Origin of the sequence: Vibrio sp. V10_P2A27P122 (genome assembly GCF_963874335.1) — a bacterium.
Taxonomy (GTDB): domain Bacteria; phylum Pseudomonadota; class Gammaproteobacteria; order Enterobacterales; family Vibrionaceae; genus Vibrio; species Vibrio anguillarum.
Genome location: NZ_CAWNHY010000028.1, coordinates 1 through 10,366 on the forward strand (window position 1 = coordinate 1; position 10,366 = coordinate 10,366).

At 47.0% G+C, this 10,366-nt stretch carries 10 protein-coding genes and 1 pseudogene; 4 read left to right on the forward strand and 7 right to left on the reverse strand.

The features are described 5' to 3' along the window. Nucleotides 1-144 (forward strand): annotated as a pseudogene (locus AACQ17_RS01840) (IS4 family transposase); the annotation flags it as partial. A 13-nt stretch (nucleotides 145-157) separates the two neighbouring features. Here the strand turns inward: AACQ17_RS01840 and AACQ17_RS01845 are convergent. Together AACQ17_RS01845 and AACQ17_RS01850 are read right to left on the reverse strand one after the other, a co-directional pair. Beyond that, entirely contained in the window at nucleotides 158-514 is a 357-nt protein-coding gene (locus AACQ17_RS01845; RefSeq protein WP_094147270.1) for an endonuclease domain-containing protein, read from the reverse strand. A 17-nt stretch (nucleotides 515-531) separates the two neighbouring features. Further along, entirely contained in the window at nucleotides 532-1,587 is a 1,056-nt protein-coding gene (locus AACQ17_RS01850) for a CNNM domain-containing protein (protein WP_094147269.1), read from the reverse strand. A gap of 486 nt (nucleotides 1,588-2,073) precedes the next feature. On the opposite strand from AACQ17_RS01850, the gene hupA reads away from it, so the two are divergent. Beyond that, nucleotides 2,074-2,346: a nucleoid-associated protein HU-alpha gene (gene hupA / locus AACQ17_RS01855; protein ID WP_010320328.1), complete on the forward strand. Its 273-nt coding sequence runs from the start codon at nucleotides 2,074-2,076 to the stop codon at nucleotides 2,344-2,346. A gap of 42 nt (nucleotides 2,347-2,388) precedes the next feature. Continuing rightward, the gene (locus AACQ17_RS01860; protein WP_017046802.1) at nucleotides 2,389-3,078 is read left to right on the forward strand and encodes a DUF1481 domain-containing protein; all 690 of its coding nucleotides are present in this window, start codon (nucleotides 2,389-2,391) and stop codon (nucleotides 3,076-3,078) included. A 119-nt stretch (nucleotides 3,079-3,197) separates the two neighbouring features. Here AACQ17_RS01860 and purD read toward each other — a convergent pair whose 3' ends face one another. Both purD and purH read right to left on the reverse strand, forming a co-directional pair. Continuing rightward, nucleotides 3,198-4,493: a phosphoribosylamine--glycine ligase gene (gene purD, locus AACQ17_RS01865; RefSeq protein ID WP_094147362.1), complete on the reverse strand. Its 1,296-nt coding sequence runs from the start codon at nucleotides 4,491-4,493 to the stop codon at nucleotides 3,198-3,200. 171 nt (nucleotides 4,494-4,664) lie between these two features. Further along, nucleotides 4,665-6,275 (reverse strand): bifunctional phosphoribosylaminoimidazolecarboxamide formyltransferase/IMP cyclohydrolase, encoded by a 1,611-nt coding sequence (purH, locus tag AACQ17_RS01870; RefSeq protein ID WP_094146945.1) that lies wholly within the window; start codon nucleotides 6,273-6,275, stop codon nucleotides 4,665-4,667. 164 nt (nucleotides 6,276-6,439) lie between these two features. Between purH and zntR the strand changes: the two genes are divergently transcribed. Then, nucleotides 6,440-6,838, forward strand: a complete 399-nt coding sequence (gene zntR / locus AACQ17_RS01875) for a Zn(2+)-responsive transcriptional regulator (RefSeq protein ID WP_013855804.1) — start codon at nucleotides 6,440-6,442, stop codon at nucleotides 6,836-6,838. A gap of 28 nt (nucleotides 6,839-6,866) precedes the next feature. On the opposite strand, the gene AACQ17_RS01880 is transcribed toward zntR, so the two are convergent. The 3 genes from AACQ17_RS01880 to dusB all read right to left on the reverse strand — a co-directional run bounded on the left by AACQ17_RS01880 (nucleotide 6,867) and on the right by dusB (nucleotide 10,196). After that, complete coding sequence (locus tag AACQ17_RS01880) at nucleotides 6,867-8,507, reverse strand: methyl-accepting chemotaxis protein (RefSeq protein WP_017048451.1); 1,641 nt, start codon at nucleotides 8,505-8,507, stop codon at nucleotides 6,867-6,869. Between the two features lie 400 nt (nucleotides 8,508-8,907). Further along, on the reverse strand, nucleotides 8,908-9,204 hold the full coding sequence (fis, locus tag AACQ17_RS01885) for a DNA-binding transcriptional regulator Fis (RefSeq protein WP_010320338.1): 297 nt from the start codon (nucleotides 9,202-9,204) through the stop codon (nucleotides 8,908-8,910). A 23-nt stretch (nucleotides 9,205-9,227) separates the two neighbouring features. Next, a complete protein-coding gene (gene dusB / locus AACQ17_RS01890) occupies nucleotides 9,228-10,196 on the reverse strand; it encodes a tRNA dihydrouridine synthase DusB (RefSeq protein ID WP_010320339.1) in 969 nt (322 codons plus the stop codon). Nucleotides 10,197-10,366 lie beyond the last annotated feature (170 nt).

The window sequence follows — 10,366 nt, forward strand, 5'->3', positions numbered from 1 at the left end:
GGTATTGCTCGATTAGGGGGTTGGAAGAATACAAAGCGAACGGGTCGTGCTTCTATAAAGACATTATGGCAAGGATGGTTTAGGTTACAAACCATCCTTGAAGGGTATGAACTGGCTAAGTCTCTTGATTCACCAGACTTGTGATCAAGAGACAGGGTTAGGGTGGGGTGTTTAAGTAGCGACAAATATCCTCAACAACATCATCAAGTTGTATTCGTACTTCCTCGTTTGTATACCGTAAAACACGAATGCCAAATTGCTCTAGATAATCAGTTCTTGCTTGGTCGTAGATATAAGAAGACTCGCTGAAATGAGAGTCACGATCGATTTCAATCACCAGCCGATGACTTGGCGCATAAAAATCCACGATATAAGGACCAATACCAAACTGACGGCGAAATTTAGTGCCTAGTTGTTGGCATCGTAACTTTGCCCACACACTTTGTTCTGATGCTGTAGCGTTAGTACGCAATGTTCTACGCCGCATTTTTGTCGATTTAGGATTAGATTCCATTCTATTTCCTTTATTTTCTATTCCTCATCCCTGTTTTCAATGACGCCGTGTGTTTTCTTCCAACGTTCCCAGCGCTGGTAAGCGAGCTGCTGCATGTCGGTGGTTTTATCTGCTTCATCAATGATCTCTTCACCCAGTAGGTATTCAAAAATATCCTCTAAGGTCAGAATGCCTTGTACTGTGCCGTATTCATCAACGATTAACGCCAATTGCAGCCGTTTTTGCATCATTTGATCAAACGCCTTTAATAAGCTCATTTTGTTGAGCAGCGCATGAAGCGGCCTCATGACTTCTTCTAAACGTTTACTGCCTTGGCCCTTTTGTTGCAGTTTAAATAGCTCTAAGCGATGTACAAAACCGATGATGTCCTCTTTGCTTTCGCCATAAATAAGCGGACGCGAGAAGGGCGTATCTCTATGTTGCACGAGAAACTCGTCGATAGTGAGTTGCGCGCTGGCGCGAAACAAAACCGGGCGCGGTGTCATCACTTTAGTCACTGGGACGTGCTGAATAGCCAACAAGTTATTGAGTATTTTTGATTCGCCATCGGCAAACTCACCGCTTTCATTGGCCAGCATGGCCATCGCGGAGAGTTCATCACGCATTTTGGGCGCTTCATGGTGACGCGCTAAGCGTTTGGTGATCTGCTCTGAAAACCAGACAAAAGGTGTCAGTGCCCACACCATCCAGCGTAAAACTACCGCAGAAGCTGGCGCAAGTTGACGCCAATAGGTTGCGCCAATAGTTTTCGGTACGATTTCCGACAACACCAAAATGCCTAGAGTTAGCACCGCAGAAAATACGCCGAGCCATTCGCTACCAAATACGACCGCCGCTTGTGCGCCTGCGCTGGCGGCACCGATGGTGTGAGCAATGGTGTTGAGCGTGAGAATCGATGCCAAGGGACGGTCAATATCCGCTTTGAGCTTGCTTAATTTATCCGCTGAAGGATGAGCGTTTTGGCGCAACTGAGCAAGGTAGCTCGGTGTGATGCTCAGTAGCACAGCTTCAAGAACCGAACAGATAAAAGAGACACCGATGGCAACGGCAATATAAACCGTAAGCAAAAACATGATTGTTCCTTAGTTTTAATCTATACCAAATCAATACTGCGTTGAGTTTGCCTCATACCAATATATACCCTTCCCACTTGAAGCTGCAGCGGTGTTGGCTACGTTCGCTCACCCCAATCACATAGTTTATCTATGCTCATGGGGATGAACTTACTTGCCGCCTACCTGCAACTTCAAGTTGTTTGGGTATAGACCGTTGGCGTATGTGGCATTTGCTCTGCCTGGGCAGGATTGCACTGATATATTAGGTCGCTTAAGTGACCTGAAATATCAGGTATCCAAGCATAAGTACGCTATAAATAAGGGCTTACAGCGTCAAAAACAAGCGGATATTCTTTGTCAATCAGTAACAAATTGTGAGTTATTGCTCATATTGTGGTTAAAAGTGCGGCATAGAGACAAAAGATCAGCGACAAACCTTTGCCAGACGGGGGCTTTATGTTTTAGAGTGAGGTCAATTCGATAACACATGAGAAGGGAAACCTAATGAACAAGACCCAATTAATCGACTTTATCGCTGAAAAAGCAGACTTATCTAAAGCACAAGCAAAAGCTGCTCTTGAAGCGACTTTAGGCGCAGTTGAAGGCGCTCTCAAAGAGGGTGACCAAGTTCAACTAATTGGTTTTGGTACATTCAAAGTAAACCACCGTGCAGCGCGTACTGGCCGTAACCCTAAAACAGGTGCTGAGATTCAAATCGCAGCAGCTAACGTTCCAGCATTTGTAGCCGGTAAAGCACTGAAAGATTCAGTGAAATAATTTATACTACGCCGAGATACTCTCTCGGCGTAGATTTCTCCCATGAAAAAAATTCTTTTATCCATTCTATTTCCCCTAGTCTTAGTGGGGTGCTCCTCTTCTAGCCATACGCCTAGTCTCGAACAATATTCCAATTATACCAGTGGGCAAACCATGGGTGATGCCACCAGTTTTTATTGGTATATCGAGCGTTCAGCCTCTCCAAACAGCGCCGCCGATTATGTCGCATCAGGTGATTATGGTTGGTATAAAACCAATTATCGCTGGGATGAAGGGACATTAAGAGAGCTCAAGCGCGAAGGTGAGCAGCTACAAAAAAAATCGCTCGTACCTTATTCGGTTCACTTACGTTTTAATGACGCTGGTGAGGCCATTTATCAACAATACCGTGTCGATGGAAAAATACTGCCACTCGATGAAGAGCAGCTTTCCCATTATCTGCAACAAGCACAATACCTGATCTCAGAAACCAAAAATAAAGACAACCAAGGGTTAGAACTGATTCAAGGGGTGTGGGATGGAGAAGTGTTTGAAACCTGCACGGGTCATGAATACACGCAGATGGAATTTAACCAAACGCTGCCCAGTTTTGTGGTCAGTCGTTTAGCATCATTGGATAACTACATCGCATTTTTAGGTAAAATCCGCAATAACCGTGTCTATATCGAAGAGCTATTAATGCTTGCTGATGAGAATCATGGCTGTGTCGACAAACCGCAATTGTTGAAGTGATGATTAAGTTCATCTCGAAGTGGGTTTAACACCAAGCCAATACAGAAGTATGAATATGAAGTATAAAAATAAGGCGCTCAATGAGCGCCTTATTGGATCATAACCTAGCTTTGTCGTTGTTATTTTGTTGTCTGTTGTTCACGAGCTATCGCGCGGTAGCCAATATCGCTGCGATAGAACATGTCATCCCAGTTGACCTGTTTGGCTAATTGGTAAGCGCGCTGCTGCGCTTGTGAAACCGTGTTACCAAGTGCGGTTGCGCATAACACGCGACCACCGTTGGTGACGACTTCTCCAGCTTGGTTGCTTGTGCCTGCGTGGAAGATTTTCTCACCCGCGACTTCTTGCGTTGGTAAGCCAGAAATAACATCCCCTTTCGCGTAGTCGGCAGGGTAACCGCCAGCGGCCAAAACAATACCGATAGAAGCGCGTGGGTCCCATTTTGACTCCACTTGATCGAGTTTGCCTTCTAGAGCGGCAAAGCAGAGTTCGACCAAATCCGATTGCATCCGCATCATGATCGGCTGAGTTTCAGGGTCACCAAAGCGGCAGTTGTACTCAATCACTTTCGGTGTGCCTTGCGCGTCAATCATTAGCCCAGCGTACAGAAAACCTGTGTAAGGGTTGCCTTCTGCCGCCATACCGTGCACCGTTGGATAAATCACCTCTTGCATCACGCGCTCATGGATCTCGGGCGTGACCACCGGAGCTGGCGAGTAAGCGCCCATGCCGCCAGTATTGGGGCCCGTGTCTTTATCGCCGACGCGTTTATGATCTTGGCTGGTGGCCATAGGGAGAACATTTACGCCATCGACCATGACAATGAAGCTCGCTTCTTCTCCATCTAAGAACTCTTCAATCACCACGCGGCTGCCTGCATGACCAAAGGCATTGCCTGCGAGCATATCTTGAATCGCGTCTTCAGCCTCTTGTAGCGTCATCGCCACAATGACCCCTTTGCCAGCGGCAAGGCCATCGGCTTTGACCACAATCGGCGCGCCTTGCTGGCGGACGTATGCCAAAGCAGGTTCAATTTCTGTGAAATTAGCGTAAGCCCCAGTAGGAATATGATGACGAGCTAAGAAATCTTTGGTGAACGCTTTAGAGCCTTCGAGCTGTGCTGCTGCTTGCGTCGGGCCAAAGATGGGTAAATCCGCCTTACGGAAAGCATCCACCACGCCAAGCACTAAGGGTGTTTCTGGGCCAACAATGGTTAGTTCAATACGTTTTTCTTGAGCAAAAGCGACCAAACCAGCAATGTCTTCCACTGCAATGTTGACGTTCTCAAGTTTAGGCTCAAGCGCTGTGCCCGCATTACCCGGAGCAACAAAGACAGTTTTAACATTTGGGTTTTGAGCGACTTTCCAACCCAGAGCGTGCTCACGACCGCCAGCACCTATAATCAGAATGTTCATCTATGAGTATCCTTTAACGTATAGAGTTTGTTTGTTGCCATTTACCCCCTCCTAACCTCCCCCTTAAAGGGGGAGGAACTTGGAGAACAATACCTCTTCCTAAAAGTTAGGTGAGGTCACTTCGTTCTATTCCCTCCCCTTCTAGGGGAGGGCTAGGGTGGGGTAAGGTTTTTAGTGACGAAAGTGACGCATACCAGTAAAAATCATCGCCATGCCGTGTTCATCGGCGGCGGCAATCACTTCGTCATCGCGCATCGAACCGCCTGGTTGAATCACACACTTGATGCCCGCTTGCGCCGCAGCATCAATGCCGTCACGGAACGGGAAGAAGGCATCAGAAGCCATCACACATCCTTCTACTTGCAAACCTTCATCAGCCGCTTTAATGCCCGCAATTTTGGCTGAATAAACGCGGCTCATTTGGCCTGCGCCCACGCCAACAGTCATGTCACCTTTTGAGTAAACAATCGCGTTTGATTTGACGTATTTAGCTACTTTCCAGCAGAAAAGAGCATCTTTGATCTCTTCTTCACTCGGTTGGCGCTTGGTTACGATTTTGAGATCATCAAGGCTAACCATGCCTTGATCGCGATCTTGCACCAGCAAGCCACCATTGACGCGTTTCACGTCAAAACCGGTGGTTTTCGCTGACCACTCACCGCACTCAAGCAGGCGCACGTTTTTCTTCGCCGCAACCACTTCAATCGCTTCCGCTGAAACGGTTGGTGCGATGATCACTTCAACAAACTGGCGCTCAACAATCGCCGCTGCGGTTTGTGCGTCTAGCTCGCGGTTGAACGCGATGATGCCACCAAAGGCAGACGTTGGGTCGGTTTGGTAAGCGCGGTTGTAAGCTTGAAGAATATCGCTGCCCAAGGCAACGCCACATGGGTTGGCGTGTTTGACAATCACACACGCTGGCTCAGAGAACTCTTTCACACACTCAAGAGCTGCGTCGGTATCGGCGATGTTGTTGTAAGAGAGCGCTTTACCTTGGAGTTGGCGTGCAGTAGAGACTGACGCTTCCTCTGGGTTGGCTTCAACATAGAAAGCGGCCGCTTGGTGACTGTTCTCACCGTAACGCATGTCTTGTTTTTTCAGGAATTGTTGGTTGAAGGTGCGCGGGAATTTGCTCTCTTCATCACCCTTCTTTCCTTCTTCATCAAGTAAAGAGGCTCCATAGGATGGAACCATAGTGCCGAAGTAGTTGGCGATCATGCCATCGTAAGCAGCGGTGTGTTCAAAAGCGGCAATCGCAAGGTCAAAACGTGTTTCGAGTGTTAGCGAATTGTCGTTCGCATCCATCTCGGTAATGACACGGTCGTAGTCATGTGCATTCACCACTATGGTCACATCTTTGTGGTTTTTCGCCGCAGAACGCACCATAGTTGGCCCACCAATGTCGATATTTTCTACCGCATCAGCTAGGGTACAACCTGCTTTAGCAACGGTTTCGGCAAACGGGTAAAGGTTGACGACCACCATATCAATCGGCTTAATACCGTGTTGTTGCATGATGTCGTCATCTTGACCGCGGCGGCCCAGCACGCCACCGTGTACTTTCGGGTGCAATGTTTTTACGCGACCGTCCATCATCTCAGGAAAACCGGTGTAGTCAGAAACTTCTGTAACAGCAATACCTTGGTCTGCTAATAAGCGAGCGGTGCCACCAGTAGAAAGAATATCGACACCGCGCTTCGCGAGAGCTTGAGCGAACTCAACAATGCCGGTTTTGTCTGATACGCTGATCAATGCGCGGTGAATAGGACGAGCGTTATTCATGCTTCGGTCTTCCTCAAATCATGGAGTTAATAGGAAATTTGATGGCGCACATTCTAACCAAACAATCATCAAAAAGCTCGCGCAATCGTTTGGCATCGCAAAATTTTTTATAAAAACGGCGATATTGGGTATCAAACGTAATAAAAACGTTAAAGGAGAATGAGATGTTTCAAATTGGAGAGCTCGCCAAACGCTGTAAAGTTTCAACCGATACGCTGCGTTTTTATGAAAAAAATGCGCTAATAAAACCGGCGGGGCGCAGTGAGTCTGGTTATCGTTTATATAATCAAAAAAATCAGCAGCAGGTGAGTTTTATTCTCAAAGCCAAAGAGCTAGGGCTCAGTTTGGATGAGATCAAAGAGTTACTGGAAATAAAGCTGGAAGCGACCGAACACAGCTGTGCGGAAGTGAAATCGATCACCAGCGCTAAGCTAGTGGTGATTGATCAAAAAATCGCCGAGTTAACGACGATTCGTCAAGCGCTAAAAAAAATCAACGATGCGTGCTGCGGTCATATAGACGACAACGCCAGCCACTGCTCAATTTTAGCGGCATTGGAGTGATCTCATCAGCCGATAAGGCGTGAGTTGCTCACACTTTAAAATGGCTAATGCTCTGTTTCAGTTGTTGGCCGCTGTCTGAGAGATATTGACTGGCTGTCGACACTTGATCGGCTTGGGCTGCAGCTTGGGAGCTGTGCTCGGCAATATGAGTCAGATTGCGATTAATCTCTTCTGTAGCGGTGGTTTGCTGGGCGCTTGCCTCAGCAATATGTTCATTGAGTGAGAGAATCTGTTTTACTTGCTCGTCGATCTCATTGAGCACTTGCTGCGCTAAAACAGCTTGTTGCTGTGTGGCGGTTGATTGTTGCTGCGTTTGAGCCATAAATTCTCCCAGCTCTTTTGCGCGAGCCTGTAATCTATTGATTATCTGCTCTATCTCGTTGGTGCTGGTTTGAGTACGCGTTGCCAGCGCCCGTACTTCATCCGCGACGACCGCAAAGCCTCGCCCTTGTTCACCAGCACGTGCTGCTTCAATCGCCGCATTCAGGGCCAATAAGTTGGTTTGTTCAGCTATCCCTTGGATGACCGCCAGTATCGCTCCGACATCTTGTGTCTCTTTGGCGAGGTTTTTAGTGGTGGTGTCAGTGGTGGTCAGTAGTGCAGACAGGGAGTCCATAAAATCAGAAGCTTTGCCAATCACCGAGCTGCCTTCTTTGCCTTTGCTGCTGGCCGTATGCGCGGCTTTCGCGGCACTACTCGCTGCATTAGCCACTTCTTGATTGCTCGCATGCAGTTCGTTCATTGCTGATGCGACTGTATCGACGGATTGCTGCTGCTCTAAGGCTTTGATTGAGGCATGTTGTGAGAGTTGAGTAAGCTCATTTGCCGAGTGGTTAACATTGTCGGTGATCGGTGTGATATTGGTAATGGTATGACGAATCTTCTCTGTGAACTCATTGAAGGCTTGCGCTATGTGTGACAGCTCATCACTACCTTGTACAGAGAGCTTTTTGGTTAAATCACCGTCGCCTTTGGCGATTTCTTCGAGTGCCTGTTTGGTTTCTTCACACGGTTTAGTGATGCTATTTCCTATCACTACTGAAAGAATCAGCATCACAATAATGACGATGCTAAGAATGAGCAATATCGATTGTAGGCGTTGCCAAATCAACGCATTGACATCGTCGATGTAGACTCCAGAACCGAGGATCCAGCCCCAAGGTTTAAATAATTTTACATAAGAGATTTTACCCACATCGACGCTAGAACCTGGTTTGGGCCACATATAGTCGACAAAGCCTTCACCCTGCTGTTTAGCGACTTTAGTAAATTCTACAAACAGTTTTTTTCCGGTCGGGTCTGCGGCATTGGAGAGATCTTTGCCGTCCAATTGGGGCTTCATTGGGTGCATGATCATACTTGGCTGAAGGTCGTTGATCCAAAAATAATCATCAGCCTCGTAGCGCAGTTTCGCGATGGCTTGTTTGGCTTGAGTCTGTGCTTGCTGCTCGGACAAGGTGCCATCGATTTGTAATTGGTGGAAGTAACTTAATACGCCGTATCCTGTTTCGACGATGTGGCGAGTTTTTGTCTGTTTTGATTGCATTAAATCGTGTTGATAACTATTGAGCATGGAGACAAATGGGATCAACAGTAGCAGTGTGGTGACCGTGGTCAGCAGGTATAAACGCGTTCTAATTTTGGTCTGGCGCAAGTTCAGTAAGCTCATTGACGTCACTCCTTGTCAATCTTCCGAGTGGTTTTATCATTATAGGCCCATTTGACTTGGTGTTTAGATTGTTGCGTCGCCGAGCTCACCTTAGTCACTCCATTTTTGGGGGGATAAAGCCTTACTCATTGTATGCACTGTTCACGGCAAGTGATTTGGGGATCGGTCGGTAAATTTCCATCACATGCACAATGTAACCAGTTTGTTGCGGTCGCGTAAATGCGACAACAGAAGAAGAGAGAGTCCGCTCAAACAATCAGATCTCTTTATTGCATTAATGCAAAGTAAAGCAGCCCGTTGATATTTTAGTTATCCGTTGGGTGAAAATGAAAAAACCGAGCGCAGAAGCTCGGTTTTAAAAGCGATGGTATCTAGTTGCTAGATTTGTGCAGTAGCTAGATTAGTTCATGCCGTATTTTTTTAGCTTCTTACGAAGAGTGCCGCGGTTGATGCCCATCATGGTTGCTGCGCGAGTTTGGTTACCGCGAGTGTACTGCATGATGGTGTCGAGTAGTGGCTGTTCAACTTCAGCAAGAACTAACTCGTATAGTTCTGTCACTTCTTGGCCGTTTAACTGCGCAAGGTAGTTTTTAAGAGATGCTTTAACTGAATCACGTAGTGGCTTTTGCGTGATTTGATCTTGTGAAGTTACGGTTGTTACTGTGAAAGCTTCTGAAGTCAGGTTTTGTTCGAACATATGCGGTCTAGCTCTTCTCTTAATTATGATGCAACGTTATCAAAATAACCTTCGAGCGCGTCAATTTGCAGCGGTGCTGCGTCAATAGCGTTGAAGGTACGGCGAAACTCACTTGCTTGTTCATGTTCTTTCAGATACCAACCCACATGCTTACGAGCGATGCGAGGGCCTAAATACTCACCATAGAAACTGTGGAGAGCCTGTACATGACCAAGCATAATATCTTTCACTTCCGCAGCCGGAAGTTCAGACATCGTGGTGCCGTTTTCCAAATAGTGTTGGATTTCTTGGAAAATCCACGGGCGACCTTGGGCAGGGCGTCCAATCATTAAAGCGTCAGCGCCGGTGTAATCCAGCACGTATTTCGCCTTCTCTGGGCTATCGATATCACCGTTAGCAATAACCGGAATAGAGATGGCGTTTTTCACCGCTTTAATGCTGTCGTATTCGGCCTCGCCTTTGTACATACACGCTTTGGTTCTGCCATGCAGGGCTAAAGCTTGTATGCCGCAGTCTTCGGCTAATTTAGCGATGTAGACACAGTTTTTGTTGTCTGTATCCCAGCCAGTACGGGTCTTTAATGTCACTGGGACATCAACGGCGTTCACCACCGCTTTCAAGATCTGTTCAATCGTCTCCGGAAATTGGAGTAAGGCTGAACCCGCCAGCTTTTTATTCACCTTTTTTGCTGGGCAACCCATGTTGATGTCGATGATCTGAGCACCGTTCTCAACACTAAATTGGGCTGCATCGGCCATAAGCTGTGGGTCGGCTCCCGCAATTTGTACCGAGCGAATGCCCGATTCGCCCTCATGTACCATACGTTGCATCGACTTTGACGTATTCCATAGAGCAGGATTAGAGGACATCATTTCACTGACGGCCATGCCTGCTCCATAGCGAAGACACAACTCTCGAAATGGTCTGTCAGTCACTCCTGCCATAGGGGCAACGATAAGATTGTTCTTAAGTTGATAGTTTCCGATTTTCAAAACGTCATCACAGTTCTGTACCAGCAAGGGCGCGCATTTTACGCATTTTTTTACTGCGTGAAAAGACTAATATTTGAGCATTTACAATTTGTTTTAGTAAATCGTATAAAATACAGTCTATTAGCACGCAAAGTCTTATCTAGCCTTACTTGCGACCCGAGAAGCGACAC